This window comes from Bacillus sp. RIT 809, from assembly GCF_016892495.1.
Lineage (GTDB): Bacteria > Bacillota > Bacilli > Bacillales > Bacillaceae_G > Bacillus_A > Bacillus_A cereus_U.
Genome location: NZ_JAFEMR010000008.1, coordinates 69,498 through 91,224 on the forward strand (window position 1 = coordinate 69,498; position 21,727 = coordinate 91,224).

Sequence of the window (21,727 nt, forward strand, 5' to 3'; positions counted from 1 at the left end):
GTAATGTTTTCATAAAAAACGTTACACTGCTGTAATAATTGTCTCTTTTTGTCACAATATGCATGAGAAATATGTTGAAAATTATAATAAAAAGGCTGCTTAGAAAGATCTAGCAGCCTTTTTATTATAATTTTTTATGCTCATTTTTATTCGTAACACCGAGATGTTCTTGAAGTGTTGTCGATATATTATTAACACTCTTTTCGTTTGGAACGTAATAATAAATACCACCTATATATTTATCAGTACCTTCCACTTGCAATTTATCCATTTTTAAATTTGAACCCATTGAATTTTTTGCAATAGTCATCATATCATCAAAAGTTAAATTTGTTTTTAAGTCTGTATCGACAGCATCTAATAGGCTTCCGATTTTATTAATGGAATTGAGAGATAGGGCTTTTTCAGCAATAGCCTCTAAAACAAGTTGTTGTCGTTGACCGCGCATATAATCACTATCAATATGACGAGTTCTAGCTAGTGCAAGTGCTTCTTCTCCATTTAAATGTTGACGCCCTTTTTTTAGGTGAATTGCATCTGCTTCGTCGCTACTGTTTTGTTCTGTGAACTCAACTGGAACGTCGACAGTTATACCACCTAGAGAATCAACGATCTTGATAAAGGATTTGAAATTAAATTTTACATAGTAATCAACTGGGACATCTAAAAAATTTTCTACTGTATCAATTGTGCTGTCTACACCACCAAATACGTGTGCATGTGTAATTTTATCATATTTATCACGTGATTTAATGTAGACGCGTGAATCACGTGGAATGCTGACTAATTTAACCGATTTATCATTTTTATTAATTGTTGCAAGTAATAATGCATCTGTACGAGTCGCTTTTCCGTAACCTTTTTCCCTGATATCACTTTCATCAACACCCATAATCAGGACAGAAATATTGTCAGTCATAGGTTTAACTGCTTTTTCACGTTTGCTGGATTTATCTCCTCGGCCGAGTTCAGAATAGGCGTTGCTTAAGACGGATTTTGCTTTACTGTATATATGGAAGGAATAGCCTCCTGCTCCCATTGCTACAATAAGTAAGGGAATAAGAAGGAACCAAAGTAGGCGCTTTTTCTTGGAACGTCCTTTTTTGGCTCGAGTTTCGTTGTTAATGTCGGATTTCATCATTTTTTCTCCTTTAAAACAATCAAAGTGTATACATCTAGAAGCGTATTAAAACACATAAAAAATATTGTACGCTAAATAAAAGGTATTGTACATGTATAAAAAATAGATGTCTTGATTATTTATCCCGCATTAACGGGCAGTAAAACTCCCACCTCAAAGTCCAGCGAATGCAAGGAAGTTAGGTGGGAGATAACTGCCCGATTGGTTCAACTAATAATCAGTGGGGGATAGCCCCCTCTGATTAAAGTTTCACTTTATAAGACATCTATTCGTTATTGTATACAAAAGACAGGGATAAGAAAATGATAAAATTTTACCTAATTAAAGCATAATACTTACAATAATCGCAGATAAAATACTAACAAGAGTAGCGCCGTATAGTAATTTTAGGCCGAAGCGGGCAACAACATTTCCTTGTTCTTCGTTTAACCCTTTTACCGCACCGGAAATAATTCCAATGGAAGAAAAGTTGGCAAAAGAAACGAGGAAGACAGAAATAATACCAACTGTACGGATAGAGAGAGTGCTGGAAATTTTACTAAGATCCATCATTGCTACAAATTCATTTGTTACAAGCTTTGTTGCCATAATGCTACCCGCTGTGACAATTTCAGAACTTGGTACGCCAATAAGAAATGCAATAGGGGCGAATACATAGCCTATTAGTTGTTGGAAAGTAATGCCGAATATAATGAGGAATAGGTCATTAATGCAACTCATTAATGCGACGAATCCAATGAGCATAGCGCCGACGACAATAGCTACGCGAAAACCATCAAGAATGTATTCTCCAAGCATTTCAAAGAAACTTTGTTTTTCCCCTTTTATTACCAAAATGTCTTCCTCATCGTTAACGTCGTAAGGGTTAATAATGAGTACGATAATAAAACCACTAAATAAATTGAGAACGAGTGCGGTTACTACATATTTTGGTTCAATCATTGTCATATAGGCACCGACAATGGACATAGATACTGTTGACATAGCAGAGGCGCAAAGTGTATATAGTCGATGTTTTGGAATTTGGGCTAATTGTTTTTTAACCGTAATAAAAACTTCTGATTGGCCGACAATAGCGGAAGCGATGGCGTTGTAAGATTCTAATTTCCCAAGACCGTTTATTTTACTAAGAAAGAAACCAATCCAATGAATAAAGAATGGTAGTATTTTGAAATGTTGTAATATACCAATTAAGACGGAGATAAAGACAATCGGTAATAATACGTTAAGGAAAAATGGCATTTCCCCTTTATTTGCAAGGCCACCAAATACAAAGTTTATACCACTGGCAGCATACTCAAGTAGCCTCGTAAACAGGCTGGAAATTATCGTAATAAGTATGAGACCAATTTCTGTATTTAATAATAAATAGGTTAAAATTACCTGTATAATAAGCATGATGAAAATTGGTTTAAATTTAATATGCTTTTTATTGTTGCTAGCAATGTAGGCAAGGAAAAAAACAACGATAAGTCCAACGAAAAAAGTGATAAATTTCATAATAAGCCCCCTAAAAGAGATATTCTGATATATATGTTTTTCATTTAAAGTGAGAATATGCATGTTTGGTAAAGAGAGGAATAGAGGAATCATGAATATATGTAGAGTACATCACGTTGCAATTATTTGTTCAAATTATGAAGTGTCAAAGGATTTTTATACACGAATATTAGGTTTCAAAGTGAAGAATGAAGTATATAGAAAGGAACGAAATTCGTATAAGTTAGATTTATGTGTAGGAGGAGAGTATCAAATTGAATTATTTTCATTTCCAAGTCCGCCTGACCGCGCAAGCTTTCCAGAGGCTGTTGGACTTAGACATTTAGCTTTTGCGGTTACTGATATAGAAGATGCTGTTAAACATTTAAACCGATGCGATGTTGAGACGGAATTGATACGTGTTGATGAGATAACGAGAAAAAAATTCGTCTTTTTCCAAGATCCTGACGGTTTGCCATTAGAATTGTATGAAGGCTGAAAATTGGTGAATTTTATATAGGGTTGCTTTCAAGTAAATGAAGAAACTAAAGTGAAACTTCTTTATTTAAAGGAGGTGTAACTTTAGCTAAGAAAAGCTAAAGGACATATGTGGATATTTTAAAATTATTGATGGTAGCTGTTCTTATTGCGCTGACAGGTTTCTTTGTAGCTGTAGAGTTTGCAATTATAAAGGTGCGTAGCAGTCGTATCGATCAACTCGTTAGTGAAAAAAGACGAGGCGCATTGGCAGCTAAAAAAGTAACTTCAAATTTAGATGAGTATTTATCGGCATGTCAGTTAGGAATTACGATTACTGCTTTAGGGCTCGGGTGGTTAGGAGAACCGACGATTAAACATTTACTCGAACCGCTGTTTTTAAAATTGGATTTATCTCCTGCAATTGCAAGTACAGTTTCATTTATTATTGCATTTGCAGTTATTACGTTTTTACATGTTGTAATTGGTGAACTTGCTCCAAAGACTTTTGCAATCCAAAAAGCAGAGCAAGTTAGCTTATTATTATCAAAGCCCATTATTTATTTTTACCGAGTTATGTATCCATTTATTTGGGCTTTAAATGGCTCTGCGCGATTTGTGACAGGCTTATTTGGTTTACATCCGGCTTCTGAACATGAAGTTGCGCATTCTGAGGAGGAACTAAGATTAATCTTGTCTGAGAGTTATGAAAGTGGCGAGATTAATCAAACTGAATTTAAATATGTAAATAACATCTTTGAATTTGATAACAGGGTAGCAAAGGAAATCATGGTACCTCGTACTGAAGTTGTTGGTTTATATGAAGATGAGCCTTTTGAGACACATATTAAAGTAATCGCACAAGAAAAATATACGAGATATCCAGTATTTGGTGAAGATAAAGATGAAATTATTGGGATGGTTAATGTAAAGGACTTATTTATTCGTTATATGGATGGTAATCGAGATGAAGAGTGTTCGATTACACCATATACACGTCCAGTTATTGAAGTGTTAGAAAATATCCCAATCCATGATTTATTATTGCAAATGCAAAGAAGGCGCATTCCATTAGCTGTATTATATGATGAATATGGTGGCACAGCAGGGATTGTTACATTGGAAGATATTTTAGAAGAAATTGTTGGAGAAATCCGAGATGAATACGATGAAGATGAGCATCCACCTATAGAACATATAAGTGAAGTGTGTAAAATTGTAGAGGGGAAAGTGCTTATTAGCGAAGTAAATGATTTATTTGGCATACATTTGGTCGCTGATGATGTTGATACAATTGGTGGTTGGATTATGGTACAAAAGCAAATCGTTGCTGAGGGGGATATTATTGAGAAACACGGCTTTTCTTTTAAAGTTCTTGAAAAGGATATGCATCAAATTAAGCGAGTTGAAATAAAGAAAGTAGAAGAATGAATGGATTTTCTATTATATAAACTTTAATAAAAAGTATATATAGAAAAATAAATGTTTGCGCTTTCAAAAAGGGTGCTATATAGTGAAGGTGGATACTGAAGAATTCTTTTAATGATACTCGTATTTTATAGGGCGAATTCTTTAGATAAGGATTTAGAATGAAAAGTATAGGTGATGAAAAATGATAGCAACGAAGGATATACGTATAGAAAAAGATTTTTTAGGTGAAAAGGAAGTACCGAGTTTAGCTTATTATGGTGTACAAACATTACGTGCCGTAGAAAACTTTCCTATTACAGGATACCGCATTCATCCGTCACTCATTACGGCAATGGCAATTGTAAAGAAAGCGGCAGCGCTTGCGAATATAGATACAGGTTACTTAGCTAAAGATATCGGGCAAGAAATTGCAGAAGCTGCACAAGAGATTATGGATGGAAAATTCCATGATCAATTTATTGTAGACCCAATTCAGGGCGGAGCAGGTACTTCAATTAATATGAATACTAATGAAGTAATTGCTAATAGAGCGTTAGAACGTATGGGATACGAAAAAGGTGAATATGCGAAAATTAGCCCAAATACTCATGTGAACATGGCCCAATCAACAAATGATGCGTTCCCAACTGGGATTCATATTGCAACTCTTATGATGCTAGAAGAACTTCTTGTTACAATGGAAGAACTTCACTCTGCTTTTCATGATAAAGCAAAAGAGTTTGATCACGTCATTAAAATGGGGCGTACACATTTGCAAGATGCAGTTCCAATTCGCCTTGGGCAAGAATTCGAAGCATATAGCAGAGTGCTAGAGCGTGATATAAAAAGAATTAAACAGTCTCGTCAACATTTATACGAAGTTAATATGGGTGCGACAGCTGTCGGTACGGGATTAAATGCAAACCCTACTTATATAGAACAAGTTGTGAAGCATTTACGAACTTTTAGTGGTTTCCCTCTTGTTGGTGCAGAGCACTTAGTTGATGCGACGCAAAACACAGATGCGTATACAGAAGTATCTGCATCACTAAAAGTATGTATGATGAATATGTCTAAAATTGCAAATGACCTTCGTATTATGGCGTCTGGTCCACGTGTTGGATTGGCGGAAATTCAATTACCAGCTCGTCAACCAGGTTCATCTATTATGCCGGGTAAAGTAAATCCAGTTATGGCAGAAGTAATTAACCAAGTTGCTTTCCAAGTAATTGGAAATGACCATACCATTTGCTTAGCGTCAGAAGCTGGACAATTAGAGTTAAATGTAATGGAGCCGGTATTAGTATTTAATTTAATTCAATCCATCAGTATTATGAACAATGGATTCCGTGTATTCCGTGAATATTGTATTAAAGGAATTACAGCGAATGAAGAGTTGCTTAAGCAATATGTTGAAAAAAGTGTTGGAGTTATTACAGCAGTGAACCCTCATATTGGTTATGAAGCAGCTTCTCGCATTGCACGTGAAGCAATTGCGACAGGAAAATCTGTTAGGGAGCTATGTTTAGAACATGGTGTACTTACAGCAGAAGAGCTTGATATTATTTTGGATCCATACGAAATGACGCATCCTGAAATTGCTGGTGCTTCTTTATTAAAGAATAAAAAAATGTAATGTAAAAAGCACCGATCCATTTGGATCGGTGCTTTTTTTTAGAAGATATTAAATACAGCGTTTAATTGAAGTAAGCTAATAACAGCTAAGAAGATTAAACTGTATTTCATTGCTGTTTTAAATAAGGCAGATTCTTGACCAACTAGTCCAACTGCTGCACAAGCAACTGCTACAGATTGTGGTGAAACCATTTTTGCCATTGTACCACCTACTACGTTTAATGCAACGAGTGTAGAAGGAACGATGTTTAATTGATCTGCAGTTACTGCTTGAAGTGGTGCGAATAATGAACCACTTGATACTACTGATCCTGTAATGAATACGCCAATCCATCCTAAGATTGGAGAAAGAACTGGGAATGCATTACCAGTAGAAGAGAATGCAAGTCCAAGTGTAGATGACATACCAGAGTAGTTCTCTACGTAAGCTAAAGCGATAACGCTACAAATTGTATATACTGGAGCTTTTAGTTCTTTCATTGTTTCAATCATTAGTTCTTTAACCATTTTACCTTTTACGCGGTAAACGATAAGTGAAACGATAATTGCTAGTACGATCGCAGTAGTTGTAGAAGAGAATACATCGAATTTGAAAATCGCTGCGAAAGGTGTATCAGCTTTTGTAATTGGTGCAGTTTTCATAACCGCATTATGAAGACCAGGGAACTGAATGTTAAATACTAAGTTTGCCAATGGACCATCCGGAGCAAATAAAGCTTTAATCGGTTTTAAATTAAAGATTGTTACGAATGCAGTTAAGAATACGAATGGAGACCAAGCATATAAAATTTGATTGAATGTATGAGATTCTTTTTCTTCTTGTTTTTCTTCTTTAGCGGAAGATTTTGGCTGCCAAACACGTAAGAATAATGCAAGAGAGACCATACTTACAACGGCTGCGAAAATATTAGTAAGTTCTGCACCTAAGAAGTAAGTTACAAGGAACTGAGTAATGGCGAAAGAGACACCACTTACAAGAATACCTTGCCAAGTTTCTTTAATACCTTTAATTCCATCGACCATTGAAACAAGTAAGAAAGGTAAAATAATGCTAATGAATGGTAAAATATGAACAGTTTGACGACCTATAGTTAATGCGTCTAATTGAGTTAATTGTGCAGGTACTGTAACTGGGATACCCATGGCACCCATAGCACCACCAGCGATGTTAGCTACTAAACAAATACCGGCTGCTTTTAATGGATTAAAGCCCATACCTACAAGTAATGCAGCTGTAATAGCAACTGGAACCCCTAGACCAGCTGCGCCTTCTAAGAAAGCACCGAAAGAATAAGCGATTAATAATACTTGTAAACGTTGATCATTTGTAATGCTTGAAATACTATCGCGAATTATGTTGAATTGCTCTGTTTTAACAGTTAATTTGTAAAGGAAAATGGCTGCGATAACGATAGTACAAATTGGATAAAATCCAGATAAAACACCGAATCCGGCAGATGCTAGAGCTACAGTTGCGGGCATTTTATAAACAAATATAGCAAGAATAATAGCGACGATCACACTATAAAGCCCAGCGATGTAACTTTTCATTTTGAGTCCCATTAAACAAATGATGAAACAGAAGATTGGAAGTGCTGCGATTAGTGCAGATAACCAAATATTGTTTAATGGGTCATAAATTTGTGTCCAAGTACTCATAATAATGACAACTCCTATCTATTATATGTGAAGAAATTCACATTATTTGTGAAACTATTCACAATCAACTTACATGCTTAGTATATTCTCCTTCAACACTATTGTCAACGTGAAAAAGTATAATTATTCCATAATAGTGTTAAAAGTAACATTTTGTTCATAAAGTGGACAAAAAGCGTAATCAAATTGATTTGAATACGCTTCTATAAATTATTTACATATTCTTTCATTTTTTCATATGTCATTGGTCCTACATGCTTATATTGAATGACACCGTTTGTATCGATGACAAAAGATGTTGGAATGCTGATGATTTGATATGCGGCACTTGCCTGTCCTTTCTGATCTAATAGGACGGGGAAGGTATATTTGTTTTCTTCAAGAAATTGTTTTACATTGTTCGGGTCTTTTTCAGTAGCTGTCGCATTTACAGCGACAATTTCAATCCCCATATCTTTAGTATCATGATAAAACTTTTCCATATCAGGCATTTCTATTTTGCATGGACCACACCAGCTTGCCCAAAAATTCAATATTACTTTTTTTCCTTTATAGTCTGTAAGGCGAACTTCTTGACCAGTGGTTGTTTCCAGAAGGAAATTGAGGGCAACATTGCCAACTTCAGTTCCAACTGGGGTGTTTGATTTTGAAGCTATATCTTCTTTGTTGTCTAATAGGAAGTGATCGATAATAGTCCAGCTAACCGCAATGCTAATTAACGCAATAATAAACCATTTTTTAATATTACATCATCCTCCTTACTTAAATTTCCTTTTTATCGTAACAAAGTGGTTAAATATGGTCAAATTACTTTACGATAGGTTATCAATTATAGACGATATTTTACAATATCATTACTGTACATTTCAGTGAGGTGAAAATATAACAAAAAGCCTGATAAAACAACGTTTGTAAGCAAAGTATTGCGATCCCTTTGTTTTGCTTTTTTATTGTATCATATAGTATAATATTCAAAATCAGGTGGGATTTTTTCTTGAACTGTGTGCTGATAAAAGTCGGAAAATTTTCTCAGCATTATAGGTTGATAAAGTTATGTCGTAACAGGAAATATAAGAACAGATATATAAATAAATAATAAAGAAAATAAAAAACGAAAATGAGGGGAATTTTATGAACCAAAACCAATTTGACTGTCGTATTTCAGAAGAAGACGTACAGATGTTAAGAGCATTAGCTCATCCATTGCGTCTACGTTTAGTAATGGAACTAATGCAGCGTGGAACATGTAATGTAACACAATTACAAGAGGTATTAGAAATTCCGCAATCAACTGTTTCGCAGCATTTAACGAAATTAAAACAAAATAAAGTAGTACGCTTTGAGAGACGCGGGTTAGAAGTGTACTATCAAATTCATAACGATAAAGTAAGTGAAGTAGTAAAAACATTATTTTCTTAATTTTTGAATATTATGGAAAAAAGACGTGTGAAATATACGTCTTTTTTTATTTGGAAAGGATGTAATAATAGGAAGATTTGAGAGCGTATATATTAGCGCGTGAGAAACAAACAAACTATCGGTTGAAGTACTAAATTGACGGAATATATTCTGAAGGGATATGAAAAGATAGAAAGGAGTGTTGTAAGCCAAAGGAGGAACAATATAATGGATGTAAAACGTGTGAAACAGATATTATCTTCTTCAAGTAGAATTGATGTTACATATGAGGGAGTCCCCGTATGGATTGAGAGCTGTGATGAGCAGAAGGGGAGTGCTCAAGTGTATGACGTATCCAATCCAGGAGAGAGCGTTCACGTGGATGTGACGGCTTTAGAAGAGATGTAATAGAAAAGACGCTTCTAATTGTAGAAGCGTCTTTTCTATTTGCTATTCCATCATATGTGCAATTTTCTTAGAGAACATAAGAAGTACTAATCCTAGCACGATTACGATAACACCGATGCTTGCGAATACTTCTAAATATCCTAAAGATTGAGTGAAAGCAGCTAATTGTCCTGCTAATAAGTTTGCGCAGCCAGTACCAGCTAACCATACACCCATTAATAAAGATGCTAATTTAAGAGGAGCGATGGCACTTACCATAGATAATCCGATTGGTGATAAGAATAATTCACCAATTGTATGGAACATGTAAGTGAACACAATGAACAGTAAGTTTGCTTTCATTGTAATGTTACCTTCATCGCTACCAGTTTTTAAAACAGCTAAAGTTAGAACTAAATATCCAACTCCTAGTAAAATCATACCTAATGCCATTTTTGTTGGGATTTTTAAATCACCATTTTTTGTTTTTGAAAGTTTAATCCATAATGCAGAAACAGGTAATGCCAATAAGATAATGAACAATGGGTTTACAGATTGGAACCAAGGTGTTGGAATTGTAAATCCACCAATTGTACGATCCACGAATTTATCTGTATAAAGTGTTAAAGAACTACCAGCTTGTTCAAATCCTGCCCAGAAGAATACAACGAAACAAGTTAAAATTAAAATTGCAGCTGTACGTTTTTTCTCTTGTGCTGTTAAAGGTTTTTTCTCACTTACTTTTGCATTGTTTTCTTTAGATTTTTTGCCGACAACAGTTGTTCCAATAGATCCTAAGTAACGAGGTGCTAATGAATTAAATGCAATCTGACCAATGATCATACCGATACAAGCTGTTAAGAATCCGTATTTATAATCTGTGAAATAACCGCAAATGAATGGAGCGATAAAAGCTCCTAAGTTAATCCCCATGTAGAAGATAGTGAAGGCACTATCACGACGAGAATCATTTGCGCTATATAATTGACCTAATAAAGTCGAAATATTTGGTTTGAAGAATCCATTACCAATAACTAATAATCCTAATCCTAAGAAAAGTCCAGTTTTAGTGTTCATTGAAAATAGTACAAAGTTACCAAGTGCCATAATGATACCGCCGATGGTAATGGCGTGTCGTTTCGTAATGAAATGGTCAGTTAACCAACCACCAATAATCGGTGTGAAATATACAAACATTGTGAAAAGACCGTAAATCTGTACAGCAACTGCTTTATCAAAGCCTAAACCGCCGCTTACTAAGCTCGTTGTTAAATAAAGAACTAATAAGCCACGCATTCCGTAATAACTAAATCTTTCCCATGCCTCTGTAAAGAACAACAAATATAATCCTGGTGGATGTTTTTTTGGTGATTGTTGCTCTCCAGCTTTTTCTAATTTTAAAGCTGCATCCATGTTTGTTTCCCCCTAATCCTATATAACGGATATTTATGTAATTATTTTAATTCACAAAATATTTAGAAGTCAATAGAATTATATGGAAATAGAAAGAAAATTTCTAAAAAAATCTATTTTTCTTCAACCGTTACTGTATTTTTCCCTGAAAACTAGATAATAAGCGTTTTCAAATGTAATAATTGAATTCTAAAAGAAAATAAAATAGTGATTAATCAGAAAATTTAGATTAAAATATTTATTCTGATATAGAGAAAAGATATTCTATTTACTTTTATAATATAACATATTGGGAATAAAAATACAAAATGAAATAATGTGAAATTTAAATAAAATGAAAAATAACCAGCTCCATAAAAGGGGAGCTGGTTAGACAAATATTATTTAACAAAGCGTTTTTCGATATCATCTAATAGTAGGTTAGCAGCCATTACACCACCAGCTGTATTCCAAATAACGTCGTCAACTTTGTATGCTTTACCATTCTTCACTGCATTTAAATTTTTAAATAGAGGATCATTTATATATTCTTTTTCTAGTTCAGAGCCTTTTTTCTCGTTACCCTTATCGAATGTGAAGTAGAATAATACATCGCCATCCATTGCAGAAATACGTTCTTTAGATACGTTACGTTCTGCGAAATCATTTTTATTTTGATCACCAGGACGCTTAAATCCAAGTTCTTTTAAAATAACACCAGAGAATGTATCACCGTGATAAATACGAACATCACCAGGCATAAAACGTACCATAGAAATTTCTTGATTTACTTTATCGCCAAGTTTGCCTTTTAAATCTTTCATACGTGATTCGTAATCAGCTAAAACCTTTTGACCTTCTTTTTCTTTATTTAATGCTTTCGCATAAAATTTGAAGTTATCTTTCCATTCACCGCGTAATGTTTCAGAGAACACAGTAGGTGCGATTGCTTTTAGTTGCTCATATACTTTTTCGTGACGCATTTTGTTACCGATAATTAAATCTGGTTTTAAAGAAGCAATTGTTTCAACGTTAACTTGTCCTTCGTCGCCAACAACTTTTACATCTTCCATTTTATCCTTAATATGTGGATACCATGGGTCACCTGTCCAAGACTTTACAGCCCCAACTGGTTTTACACCTAATTCAAGTAAAGCTTCAGTTCCTTCATTAGTTAAAATAACTACACGTTTTGGATTGGCAGGAACTTCTGTTTTACCCATTGCGTGCTCAACTGTAATCATTTCTTTTTTATTATCTTCTTTTGTTGATTCTTCTTTGTTATTTGATTTTCCACAAGCACTTAAAAGAAGTGAAAAAGCTAGTAGAAATACAAATGCTGTAAACGATTTCTTTTGCATGAAATTCATTATGTACCCCCTACATGTTGAGAATATTTTTCAATAGCAAGCATGATATTAAAACTTTTTGGTTCGATTGTCAATGAAAATAATTCTCATTATCGTTGACAATGCGAATTAAGTTGAAATAAACTAACAACGTATCATTATACATTGAAGGGGAAACGCTGCATGTTATTAAAAACAAATCAAGCAAAATGGATTGGATTATTTGTTGGGATCATTGCAGTCGTTATTTGTATTTGGGGAAGTATTATTTTCGGATATACAAATACGAGTTGGAAATTAGCTTTAGATGCTTTTTTCCATTTTAATGGTTCAAATGAACATATTATTATTCAAAATGTGCGTCTACCAAGGGCGTTAATTGCAGCAAGTGTTGGTGCTAGTTTAGCCATTGCCGGTTGTTTGATGCAAACTTTAACAAAGAATCCGCTTGCTTCTCCAGATTTTATTGGATTAAATTCAGGCGCTGCGTTCTTCATAGTTGTAGCAATTGTGATTTTTTCCGTTACATCATTATCAGCTTTCACTTGGATTGCCTTTTTAGGAACGGCAGTTGCAGCAGTACTAGTATTCGCTTCTAGTTCTTTAGGAAAAGAAGGGACAACCCCGCTCAAGTTAACATTAGCGGGTGTAGCGATAAGTGCTTTGTTTTCATCATTAACACAAGGGTTACTTGTATTAAATGAAAAGGCGCTTGAAGAAGTTTTATTTTGGCTTGCTGGATCTGTACAAGGGAGAAAGTTAGAAATTTTACAATCTGTATTCCCGTATTTATTAGTAGGTTGGATTGCATCTCTTATGATGGCAGGGAAAGTAAATACATTGATGATGGGAGAAGACGTCGCGAAAGGACTTGGACAACGAACAATTTTAATGAAATCATTCGTACTACTTATTATTGTACTGTTGTCTGGTGGTTCAGTTGCGGTTGCTGGCCCAATAGGATTTATTGGAATTGTTACTCCGCATTTTGCTAGATCTCTTGTTGGAGTTGATCACAGATGGAGAGTACCCTATAGCGGCTTGTTAGGTGCAATACTACTAATCTTGGCTGATATAGCAGCAAGATATGTCATTATGCCACAAGAAGTACCAGTAGGGGTTATGACAGCATTTATCGGAGCCCCATTCTTTATTTATATTGCACGTAAGAGAGGGCTTAGCAAATGAAGAAGTATATTCCGTTTCGTATAGGAAAAGATGGGTTCTCGTTTTTAATGTATAAACGAGCTATTCTAGTCTTATTAAGTTTACTAGCTATTTTAATAGGATTATTTTTTGCCAGTGCAGGGATGGGCGATATGAAAATTGCTCCTTATGATGTATGGCAAGCGATTACCGGAAATGGCGATGCGATGTCAAATATGGTTGTAAATAAATTTCGTATGCCGCGTATTTTAATTGCTATTCTCGTAGGAATCGCACTTGCTGTAGCAGGATGTATTTTACAAGGGCTCGTTCGAAATCCACTTGCTTCTCCTGATATCATTGGAATCACAGGTGGTGCAAGTGTTGCAGTTGTACTCTTTTTAGCGATATTTAGTGATAAAAATAATGCGCTAACAGTAAGCATTCATTATATGCCGCTCGCAGCTTTTGCTGGTGCGACGATTGTTGCGTTTTTTGTATATTTATTTGCATGGAGAAATGATGGATTATCACCGATTAGTCTCGTTTTAATTGGTGTTGGATTTTGGGCATTAACGAAAGCAGCAACAACTTTATTTATGTTGTTAGCACCAATTTATCAAGCAAGTCAAGCGAATGTATGGATCACAGGTACTGTTTACGGTTCTTCATGGCAAAATGTTATGGTACTTGCGCCGTGGGTTCTCATTTTAACGACAATATCATTTATCGCTGCGAGACATTTAAATGCACAAGAGCTAGGGGATGATATAGCAGTGGGACTTGGTGTTCCTTTAACGAAGTCGCGTGTATTTATGTTGTTACTTAGTACAGCTTTAATTGGCGGGGCAGTTGCCTTTGCAGGAGGAATTGGATTTGTTGGTTTAATGGCACCTCATATTTCACGAAGGTTAGTTGGCTCTTTCTACGGTGCATTGCTCCCAGTTGCGGCGATTATCGGTGCAATTTTAGTACTTGCTGCAGATTTAATTGGGCGTACAGTTTTCACACCACTTGAAATTCCAGCAGGGGTATTTACATCAGCAATTGGTGCACCTTATTTTATTTATTTACTTTATAAAAGTCGGAATTCATAAAGGGAGATGAATATGCAAAAAGCATTGGAGACGAAACGCTTGACGCTGTCGTATGGTGAAACAATTATTATTGATGAGCTGAATTTAGAAATTCCAAAAGGGGAAATTACAATCTTCATCGGTTCTAACGGTTGTGGGAAATCAACTTTATTACGTTCACTAGCTAGATTATTAAAGCCAACAACCGGTGACATTTTGTTAGATAATCAAGCAATTCAAAGTATGCAAACGAAGCAAATTGCTCGTCAAATGGCGATTTTACCGCAAGGTCCACAAGCGCCAGAAGGACTTACAGTATTGCAACTTGTTAAGCAAGGACGTTATCCATATCAAACATGGCTGAAGCAGTGGTCAGAAAAAGATGAGGAAATGGTACAAAAAGCGCTTGCGGCAACGGGTATGACAGAATTTGCTGAGCGTGATGTTCATGCTCTTTCAGGTGGACAACGTCAACGTGCTTGGATTGCAATGACCCTTGCACAAGATACCGATATTATTTTACTGGATGAGCCAACTACATATTTAGATATGACTCACCAAATTGAAGTGTTAGATTTATTATTCGAATTAAATGAAACAGAGAAAAGAACGATTGTTATGGTATTGCATGATTTGAACTTGGCATGCCGTTATGCAGACAATATTGTAGCTATTCAGGATAAACAAATATATGCGCAAGGTAAACCAGAAGAAGTTGTTGATCAAAAGTTAGTTCGTGATGTATTCCGTATGGAGTGTCAAATAAGCGCTGATCCGTTATTTGGAACACCGCTCTGTATTCCACATGGAAGAGGAAGAAGTGTACGTAAAGAAGCTGTTCAGGCGATGAGATAATAAAAAAAACGATGAATAATTCATCGTTTTTTTTATTTTTTGCAAGAAAATAGTAGGAAAAGGGGAATACGTAAGCGACGTTCATATTCTTCTTTACCCTGAAAATATTTTTGATTTGGTGTGGCTTCTTTTAAGTTTGTAATGGTAAATCCGGCTTGTTGTAATAATGTAAAATATTCTTCCGTTGTCCGATGATATTTAATAACCTCTTGATCAATCCACGGCTCAACTCGTTTTCCTGTTTTGAAATAATCATCGACGAGCCAGCTAGTTCTTTTAACACTTGTTTGTAAGCTTTCAAACGAAGAGGTAATAACGGGATGTTGAGCGCTAAAGGTAAAGGTCCCGTTTGTTTTTAAAGTTTGAAACACATTTTGAAAAATGATATCAAGATGTTCAATATAATGTAAGGCGAGTCTAGATGTTACTAAATCAAAAGTAGAAGGAGGTTAGGTATAGTCTTTGAGGTTTATAAAATGAACAGATCCATTTTTATTTTCTAGGTGCTTACTAGCTTTTTCATACATAAGCTCGGAGCCTTCAATGCCAGTGTAAGAGAGGCATCCATTTTCTAATAATTCTTCGCCGAATTTAGCATCACCACAGCCTAAATCGAGAATTTGTTTTCCTTGTACATTACCAATGAGCTGAAAGAATGCTGGTTTTTCAAGTACTTCGTTTGGGCTATTTTCTCGATATCTTCGCTTCATATATTGTTCTAAAAACGATTCGTTATTATATATATCAGATTCAGTAAATGCCATGTTTGAAGCCTCCTTAAATATTTTTTTAATTCTATCAAATTCGAAAAGTAAATAATAGATTTCTTTTACTCAATAATATATAATCTAAAACTGTAAGCGTTTTCTTTAAACTATTTTTCTATAACAAATTTCGAAAACGTGTTAAGCTAGTAGAGGGATTATTGGAATTATTGAGATATTAATCCGCTTACATGAACGATGGGAGGCTTCACGATGTCTAGTAAAACACTTGCAAACTTTTTAGAAGAAAATTTAGAGGATTTAAAATCAAAGGGGCTTTATAACGTAATTGATCCGCTTGAAAGTCCAAATGGACCGATTATTACAATTAGTGGAAAAGAATATATTAACTTATCTTCAAACAACTATCTTGGATTAGCAACTGATAATCGCTTACAAGAAGCAGCAATTGGTGCAATTCATAAGTACGGCGTTGGAGCAGGAGCTGTTCGTACAATTAATGGTACTTTAGATTTGCATATCAAATTAGAAGAAACAATTGCAAAATTTAAGCATACAGAAGCAGCAATTGCTTATCAATCAGGATTTAACTGTAATATGGCAGCGATTTCAGCTGTTATGGATAAAAATGATGCGATTCTTTCAGATGAATTAAACCATGCATCTATTATTGATGGTAGTCGTCTATCAAGAGCGAAAATCATCGTTTATAAGCATTCTGATATGGAAGATTTACGCAAAAAAGCAATCGAGGCAAAAGAATCAGGTCTTTATAATAAATTAATGGTTATTACAGACGGTGTTTTCTCAATGGATGGAGATATTGCAAAATTACCAGAGATTGTTGAAATTGCAGAAGAGCTGGATTTAATGACATATGTAGATGATGCACACGGTTCAGGTGTACTTGGCAAAGGTGCAGGTACTGTAAAACATTTCGGTCTTTCTGATAAAGTTGATTTCCAAATTGGTACATTATCAAAAGCAATTGGGGTAATTGGTGGATATGTAGCTGGAAAACAAAACTTAATCGATTGGTTAAAAGTGCGTTCACGTCCATTCTTATTCTCAACAGCTTTAACACCAGCTGATGCAGCTGCTTGTATGAGATCAATTGAAATTTTAATGGAAAGCACAGAGTTACACGATCGTTTATGGGAAAATGGTCGCTATTTAAAACAAGGGTTAAAAGAACTTGGCTTTAACATTGGAGAAAGTGAAACACCAATTACACCTTGTATTATTGGTGATGAAGTATTAACACAAGAATTTAGTAAACGTCTAAATGAAGAAGGTGTATACGCAAAATCTATCGTATTCCCAACCGTAGCAAAAGGAATGGGACGCGTTCGAAATATGCCTACAGCAGCTCATACGAAAGAAATGTTAGATGAAGCAATTCGTAAGTATGAAAAAGTAGGGAAAGAAATGGGTATCATTTAATTAACGACATCTTGTGAATAGCTTGCAAATGAGGAGTGGGAAAAATGAAAAAAATTCTAGTAACCGGTTCTTTAGGGCAAATTGGTTCTGAACTAGTAATGAAACTTCGTGATGTATACGGCGCATCAAATGTTATTGCAACAGATATTCGTGAAACAGATAGTGAAGTGGTAACGTCTGGTCCATTTGAAACGTTAGATGTAACAGATGGACAAAAATTACATGATATTGCAAAGCGTAATGAAGTAGATACAATTATTCATTTAGCGGCTTTACTTTCAGCAACTGCAGAAAAAAATCCGTTATTTGCTTGGAATTTAAATATGGGCGGACTTGTAAATGCATTAGAAGCAGCACGTGAATTAAACTGTAAGTTTTTCACGCCAAGTTCTATCGGTGCATTTGGTCCATCAACGCCAAAAGATAATACACCACAAGATACAATTCAACGTCCTACTACAATGTATGGGGTAAACAAAGTAGCAGGAGAATTACTATGTGATTATTATCATCAAAAGTTCGGCGTTGATACGCGCGGCGTACGTTTCCCAGGCTTAATTTCTTACGTAGCTCCTCCAGGAGGCGGAACAACTGATTATGCAGTTGAAATTTATTATGAGGCGATTAAAAAAGGTACATACACCTCATACATTGCAGAAGGAACATACATGGACATGATGTATATGCCAGATGCTTTACAAGCGATCATTTCATTAATGGAAGCTGATCCAAGTAAACTCGTGCATAGAAATGCATTTAACATTACAGCAATGAGCTTTGAGCCGGAGCAAATCGCAGCGTCAATTCGTAAACACATTCCGAACTTTACAATGGATTATGCTGTAGATCCAGCTCGTCAAACAATCGCTGATAGCTGGCCGAACTCTATTGATGCAACAGCAGCAATGAAAGAGTGGGGCTTTAAAGCAGAATATGATTTAGACAAAATGACAACTGACATGCTTGCTAAGTTAAAAAAAAAGCTTGCAGATGAGTTAGTGATGAATTAATAGGAAGAGCTGATTCTTAGGAATCGGCTCTTTTATTTGTATTTTTATGAATATACAAATAATTACAAACGTGATAAAATGAGTTAATTTGTGCATAAAGTGAAACTTTAATCAGTGGGGGTTTTGTTCATTCCCCACTGATTATTAGTTGAACCAATCGGGCGTTTACGGGCAGTTAATCTCTCACCTAACTTCTTTGCTCCGCTGAATTTTGAGGTGGGAGTTTTACTAGCCCGGCGAATAGCGGGATAAAGGGGAGAGATTAAATGGAGAAATGGGAGTTAGCAAAGGAGATTTATAATACGTCGCGTTTAACGGGCACATTTAAGCTTCGATCAGGACAAGTATCAAATCAATACTTTGATAAGTACTTATTTGAATCTAATCCAGTACTGTTATTAGAAATTGCCAAACAATTGAAAGAGCTCATTCCTCCTGAAACAGAAGTACTAGCAGGTTTAGAAATGGGAGGTATTCCAGTAGCAACAGCATTGTCTTTACAAACAGGGATTCCAGTTGTATTTGTAAGAAAAGAAGCGAAGAAATATGGAACATGTAAGTTAGCAGAGGGTATTGATATTGTTGGGAAAAATGTTTGTGTCGTAGAAGATGTCATTACGACAGGCGGTCAAATATTATTAAGCACGAAAGATTTGAGAGAATTAGGTGCGAATGTGAACCATGTGCTAGGTGTTATTGAGCGTACAAAAGAAGGAAGAGATAACTTATTAGAAGATGGATTGCAGTTACATTCCTTATTTACAATGGCCGAGTTAATTGAAGGAGAAAAGCAACATGCAAAGAGTTGATGTTGTATATGCACTAATACATGATAGCAAAAAAGATAAAATATTAATGGTACATAATGTAGAACAAAACGTTTGGTCACTGCCGGGCGGGGCTGTTGAAAAAGGTGAAACGTTAGAGGAAGCTTTAGTAAGGGAAGTAAAAGAGGAGACAGGCTTAACTACCGTAACAGGTGGACTTGTCGCAATAAATGAGAAGTTTTTTGAGAAGCAAGGCAATCATGCGCTATTGTTTACATTCCAAGCAAATGTAGTAACAGGTGAACTTAGTGCAGAAGATGAAGGAGAAATTTCCGCAATCGAGTGGGTAGATAGGAAAATTGCAAATGAGCGATTCCCATTCTATGACGGAGGATTCGAATCATTGTTAGAAGTATCCATTCCATACAAGTTTCAACCAGAAACAAAGTAAGTTAACGAAGAAAAACAGGAGCCTCGTGGCTCCTGTTTTTCTATTCAATCGTCTTCAGTAATAGTTTCTTCAACAATGGTTTAATCTTCAGACGTAAATCTTCAGCGTGATTTGCAACTAAGAAGTGATGGTTATAAATGTTCTTCATTAATTGATAAGTTGCTTCTTTCGCTTCGCCTTCTTCGATGAAGATTCCGATTACTTCCATACCACTCTTACGAGCGAGCTTGACAGCTTCATGCGTATCTAAAATACCGTCTTGTTGATAGTCTAGCGCAGAAGGTTCACCGTCTGTAAAGACAAGTAAGAATTTATGTTTTTCTGGTCTTTTCGCAAGCTTTTCAGAAACGATGCGAATAATATACCCGTCGCGGTTATCTTCTTCTTCGCGAAGTTGCATAATTTCTGGACCGACATTTGGTAACGTTGAGTTTTTATACGTAACAACTTCATGAATAACATTCGGTTTATCTTCAGGTTTAGCACTAGAAGCATCTTCCCAAAATCCGCTAATAGCGTGCGGGATTTTTAAAGATTTTAAAGCTTCATGGAATAGGACCACACTCTTCTTCGTTTCTTCCATTTTGTTATACATAGAACCAGAGCAGTCCACTAATAGTTGGAATGCAACGTCGAGCTCTTGTGATTCTTGGCCTTTTTTATAAAACATCCGCGGCTGCTTTTCTGTATAAATACGAAGGAATTTTTTACGAAGTCTTCCGTAATATTTATCACTATTTGCATTCGTTTTGTTTTCAATTGTTTTTTCGATGATTTTCTTTAATTCTTTTACATCTTTATTAACGACTGATTTGATAGCTTGGTAATCTTTTTTCTCATCAGGATTTGATTTGCGAGCTTCTTTAAATGTATGAGAAGCTCCCACATTATACTTGCCGTATGCACCGTCGTTTTGGCTAGAAGCATGAGACGCTCTTGCTTCCTCTGTATCAGCACCATCAAAGTTAGATTGTGTACTTTTTTGGGAAGTACCTTGTACAGAACCAAGTGCTTGGTCACCATCTTCTGATTCACGAGCAGTATCACCCATCATATTTGTTTTTGTTCCGCTTTCTAATTCAAAGCGTAAAAAGTTCTCGTTTTCATTGTTTTTATTTTCACGGTGCCATGTCGAGAAGCTTTCATCCATTTTGTTTTTGTTATCATCGTCATCTAAGAGTTGCGTATCATCATTTGCTAATTTTTCAGCGCGACTGTCTTTCTCATCTGCAATAACAGATAAATAAAGCGGGGCATGTCCGAAATAATTATTAAGCATATCACTTTCAAGAAGTCCTTCTAAGCGATAGCGAATTTTCTCAACGATATACATAATATCTTCCGTATTACGAGCTTGGAATGTTTCATGCAAAATTGATTCAATTTGCTCGAAATATTCATTATTAAACATTTCATATTTATCACTCGTTAATGAAAGATAGCATAGACAAAATAGACGGTCACCGTGATAGTTACGAACACGATTTATTTCATTTTGTGAGCCAAAGTAATTGCGATACATTTCTTTTCGGCGTTTAAAAATGTGTTTTGTGCCAGGACGTAAATTTTTGACGATTTCCTCAACACGTAAATCTTCTAATAGAACAAATAATTGTGTTAAAAACTTTTTTAGAGGCGATTCTTGTAATTCAATCGCATAAGAACGAATTAAAGTCATGTCCGAGTAATGTTTATTACCAAGTGCCTTTAAGAACACTTCGCTTTTTAATCCGATTACTGTATCCTCTTCTTTTCGATCATCCCAAAAATGACTAATGACAACCTTTTTTTCAATTTCGTCGTAGTATGCTTTATAGCCATACTCAAGATAGGCATCGTCTTCTTTTAGAAGAGCATACATTAAGTTTTCCATTTGTAGAAACAGCGACGCATCAATTTTTTTGTCACTAAAAATTTGTCTCATGAA

The 21,727-nt window shown here is 35.3% G+C and carries 19 protein-coding genes and 1 pseudogene; 12 read left to right on the top strand and 8 right to left on the bottom strand.

The features are described from left to right. Positions 1-124 precede the first annotated feature (124 nt). Both JTF23_RS10850 and JTF23_RS10855 read right to left on the bottom strand, forming a co-directional pair. Positions 125-1,141: an LCP family protein gene (locus JTF23_RS10850; protein WP_204208728.1), complete on the bottom strand. Its 1,017-nt coding sequence runs from the start codon at positions 1,139-1,141 to the stop codon at positions 125-127. Positions 1,142-1,462: 321 nt separating this feature from the next. After that, positions 1,463-2,641 carry a NupC/NupG family nucleoside CNT transporter gene (locus JTF23_RS10855; RefSeq protein WP_204208729.1) on the bottom strand — a complete coding sequence of 393 codons (1,179 nt, stop codon included), beginning with the start codon at positions 2,639-2,641 and terminating at the stop codon, positions 1,463-1,465. 91 nt (positions 2,642-2,732) lie between these two features. Between JTF23_RS10855 and gloA2 the strand changes: the two genes are divergently transcribed. The 3 genes from gloA2 to aspA all read left to right on the top strand — a co-directional run bounded on the left by gloA2 (position 2,733) and on the right by aspA (position 6,143). Further along, positions 2,733-3,119 (top strand): SMU1112c/YaeR family gloxylase I-like metalloprotein, encoded by a 387-nt coding sequence (gene gloA2 / locus JTF23_RS10860; RefSeq protein ID WP_204208730.1) that lies wholly within the window; start codon positions 2,733-2,735, stop codon positions 3,117-3,119. A gap of 110 nt (positions 3,120-3,229) precedes the next feature. Further along, on the top strand, positions 3,230-4,528 hold the full coding sequence (locus tag JTF23_RS10865) for a hemolysin family protein (RefSeq protein ID WP_002159325.1): 1,299 nt from the start codon (positions 3,230-3,232) through the stop codon (positions 4,526-4,528). 181 nt (positions 4,529-4,709) lie between these two features. Beyond that, a complete protein-coding gene (aspA, locus tag JTF23_RS10870; RefSeq protein ID WP_204208731.1) occupies positions 4,710-6,143 on the top strand; it encodes an aspartate ammonia-lyase in 1,434 nt (477 codons plus the stop codon). Between the two features lie 38 nt (positions 6,144-6,181). Here aspA and JTF23_RS10875 read toward each other — a convergent pair whose 3' ends face one another. Together JTF23_RS10875 and JTF23_RS10880 are read right to left on the bottom strand one after the other, a co-directional pair. Beyond that, positions 6,182-7,801, bottom strand: a complete 1,620-nt coding sequence (locus JTF23_RS10875; protein WP_016103509.1) for a lactate permease LctP family transporter — start codon at positions 7,799-7,801, stop codon at positions 6,182-6,184. Between the two features lie 203 nt (positions 7,802-8,004). After that, on the bottom strand, positions 8,005-8,544 hold the full coding sequence (locus tag JTF23_RS10880) for a redoxin domain-containing protein (protein ID WP_307839164.1): 540 nt from the start codon (positions 8,542-8,544) through the stop codon (positions 8,005-8,007). Between the two features lie 388 nt (positions 8,545-8,932). Between JTF23_RS10880 and JTF23_RS10885 the strand changes: the two genes are divergently transcribed. Both JTF23_RS10885 and JTF23_RS10890 read left to right on the top strand, forming a co-directional pair. Further along, a complete protein-coding gene (locus JTF23_RS10885; RefSeq protein WP_001075217.1) occupies positions 8,933-9,220 on the top strand; it encodes an ArsR/SmtB family transcription factor in 288 nt (95 codons plus the stop codon). 207 nt (positions 9,221-9,427) lie between these two features. After that, positions 9,428-9,607: an acid-soluble spore protein H gene (locus JTF23_RS10890; protein ID WP_002010492.1), complete on the top strand. Its 180-nt coding sequence runs from the start codon at positions 9,428-9,430 to the stop codon at positions 9,605-9,607. Between the two features lie 42 nt (positions 9,608-9,649). Here the strand turns inward: JTF23_RS10890 and JTF23_RS10895 are convergent, their stop codons facing one another. Then, positions 9,650-10,999, bottom strand: a complete 1,350-nt coding sequence (locus tag JTF23_RS10895) for a peptide MFS transporter (protein WP_204208732.1) — start codon at positions 10,997-10,999, stop codon at positions 9,650-9,652. Between the two features lie 380 nt (positions 11,000-11,379). Continuing rightward, positions 11,380-12,348 (bottom strand): ABC transporter substrate-binding protein, encoded by a 969-nt coding sequence (locus JTF23_RS10900; RefSeq protein WP_204208733.1) that lies wholly within the window; start codon positions 12,346-12,348, stop codon positions 11,380-11,382. 162 nt (positions 12,349-12,510) lie between these two features. Between JTF23_RS10900 and JTF23_RS10905 the strand changes: the two genes are divergently transcribed. The 3 genes from JTF23_RS10905 to JTF23_RS10915 are packed head-to-tail and all read left to right on the top strand — an operon-like array spanning position 12,511 to position 15,404. Beyond that, on the top strand, positions 12,511-13,515 hold the full coding sequence (locus tag JTF23_RS10905) for a FecCD family ABC transporter permease (RefSeq protein ID WP_002159320.1): 1,005 nt from the start codon (positions 12,511-12,513) through the stop codon (positions 13,513-13,515). After that, positions 13,512-14,570 (top strand): FecCD family ABC transporter permease, encoded by a 1,059-nt coding sequence (locus JTF23_RS10910; RefSeq protein ID WP_204208734.1) that lies wholly within the window; start codon positions 13,512-13,514, stop codon positions 14,568-14,570. The genes JTF23_RS10905 and JTF23_RS10910 overlap by 4 nt, the downstream gene beginning before the upstream one ends. A gap of 12 nt (positions 14,571-14,582) precedes the next feature. Further along, a complete protein-coding gene (locus JTF23_RS10915; protein WP_002114020.1) occupies positions 14,583-15,404 on the top strand; it encodes an ABC transporter ATP-binding protein in 822 nt (273 codons plus the stop codon). 32 nt (positions 15,405-15,436) lie between these two features. Here the strand turns inward: JTF23_RS10915 and JTF23_RS10920 are convergent. Further along, positions 15,437-16,168 (bottom strand): annotated as a pseudogene (locus JTF23_RS10920) (class I SAM-dependent methyltransferase). Positions 16,169-16,381: 213 nt separating this feature from the next. Here JTF23_RS10920 and JTF23_RS10925 point away from each other — a divergent pair. The 4 genes from JTF23_RS10925 (at position 16,382) to JTF23_RS10940 (ending at position 19,800) form a co-directional block, all read left to right on the top strand. Further along, positions 16,382-17,572, top strand: coding sequence for a glycine C-acetyltransferase (locus JTF23_RS10925; protein ID WP_078180279.1), 1,191 nt, complete (start codon positions 16,382-16,384; stop codon positions 17,570-17,572). A gap of 44 nt (positions 17,573-17,616) precedes the next feature. Continuing rightward, complete coding sequence (locus JTF23_RS10930) at positions 17,617-18,582, top strand: L-threonine 3-dehydrogenase (RefSeq protein WP_204208735.1); 966 nt, start codon at positions 17,617-17,619, stop codon at positions 18,580-18,582. 266 nt (positions 18,583-18,848) lie between these two features. Then, the gene (gene pyrE / locus JTF23_RS10935) at positions 18,849-19,391 is read left to right on the top strand and encodes an orotate phosphoribosyltransferase (RefSeq protein ID WP_002114028.1); all 543 of its coding nucleotides are present in this window, start codon (positions 18,849-18,851) and stop codon (positions 19,389-19,391) included. Next, a complete protein-coding gene (locus JTF23_RS10940; RefSeq protein WP_204208736.1) occupies positions 19,378-19,800 on the top strand; it encodes an NUDIX hydrolase in 423 nt (140 codons plus the stop codon). Before pyrE ends, JTF23_RS10940 begins: the two co-directional genes overlap by 14 nt. A gap of 40 nt (positions 19,801-19,840) precedes the next feature. Here the strand turns inward: JTF23_RS10940 and JTF23_RS10945 are convergent, their stop codons facing one another. Then, on the bottom strand, positions 19,841-21,724 hold the full coding sequence (locus JTF23_RS10945) for a vWA domain-containing protein (protein WP_002114034.1): 1,884 nt from the start codon (positions 21,722-21,724) through the stop codon (positions 19,841-19,843). Positions 21,725-21,727: the final 3 nt, after the last annotated feature.

Coding starts and splice junctions, on each gene's coding strand:
- JTF23_RS10850 (WP_204208728.1), bottom strand. CDS start 1,141: ATGATGAAATCCGACATTAACAACGAAACTCGAGCCAAAAAAGGACGT.
- JTF23_RS10855 (WP_204208729.1), bottom strand. CDS start 2,641: ATGAAATTTATCACTTTTTTCGTTGGACTTATCGTTGTTTTTTTCCTT.
- gloA2 (WP_204208730.1), top strand. CDS start 2,733: ATGAATATATGTAGAGTACATCACGTTGCAATTATTTGTTCAAATTAT.
- aspA (WP_204208731.1), top strand. CDS start 4,710: ATGATAGCAACGAAGGATATACGTATAGAAAAAGATTTTTTAGGTGAA.
- JTF23_RS10875 (WP_016103509.1), bottom strand. CDS start 7,801: ATGAGTACTTGGACACAAATTTATGACCCATTAAACAATATTTGGTTA.
- JTF23_RS10885 (WP_001075217.1), top strand. CDS start 8,933: ATGAACCAAAACCAATTTGACTGTCGTATTTCAGAAGAAGACGTACAG.
- JTF23_RS10890 (WP_002010492.1), top strand. CDS start 9,428: ATGGATGTAAAACGTGTGAAACAGATATTATCTTCTTCAAGTAGAATT.
- JTF23_RS10895 (WP_204208732.1), bottom strand. CDS start 10,999: ATGGATGCAGCTTTAAAATTAGAAAAAGCTGGAGAGCAACAATCACCA.
- JTF23_RS10900 (WP_204208733.1), bottom strand. CDS start 12,348: ATGAATTTCATGCAAAAGAAATCGTTTACAGCATTTGTATTTCTACTA.
- JTF23_RS10905 (WP_002159320.1), top strand. CDS start 12,511: ATGTTATTAAAAACAAATCAAGCAAAATGGATTGGATTATTTGTTGGG.
- JTF23_RS10910 (WP_204208734.1), top strand. CDS start 13,512: ATGAAGAAGTATATTCCGTTTCGTATAGGAAAAGATGGGTTCTCGTTT.
- JTF23_RS10915 (WP_002114020.1), top strand. CDS start 14,583: ATGCAAAAAGCATTGGAGACGAAACGCTTGACGCTGTCGTATGGTGAA.
- JTF23_RS10925 (WP_078180279.1), top strand. CDS start 16,382: ATGTCTAGTAAAACACTTGCAAACTTTTTAGAAGAAAATTTAGAGGAT.
- JTF23_RS10930 (WP_204208735.1), top strand. CDS start 17,617: ATGAAAAAAATTCTAGTAACCGGTTCTTTAGGGCAAATTGGTTCTGAA.
- pyrE (WP_002114028.1), top strand. CDS start 18,849: ATGGAGAAATGGGAGTTAGCAAAGGAGATTTATAATACGTCGCGTTTA.
- JTF23_RS10940 (WP_204208736.1), top strand. CDS start 19,378: ATGCAAAGAGTTGATGTTGTATATGCACTAATACATGATAGCAAAAAA.
- JTF23_RS10945 (WP_002114034.1), bottom strand. CDS start 21,724: ATGAGACAAATTTTTAGTGACAAAAAAATTGATGCGTCGCTGTTTCTA.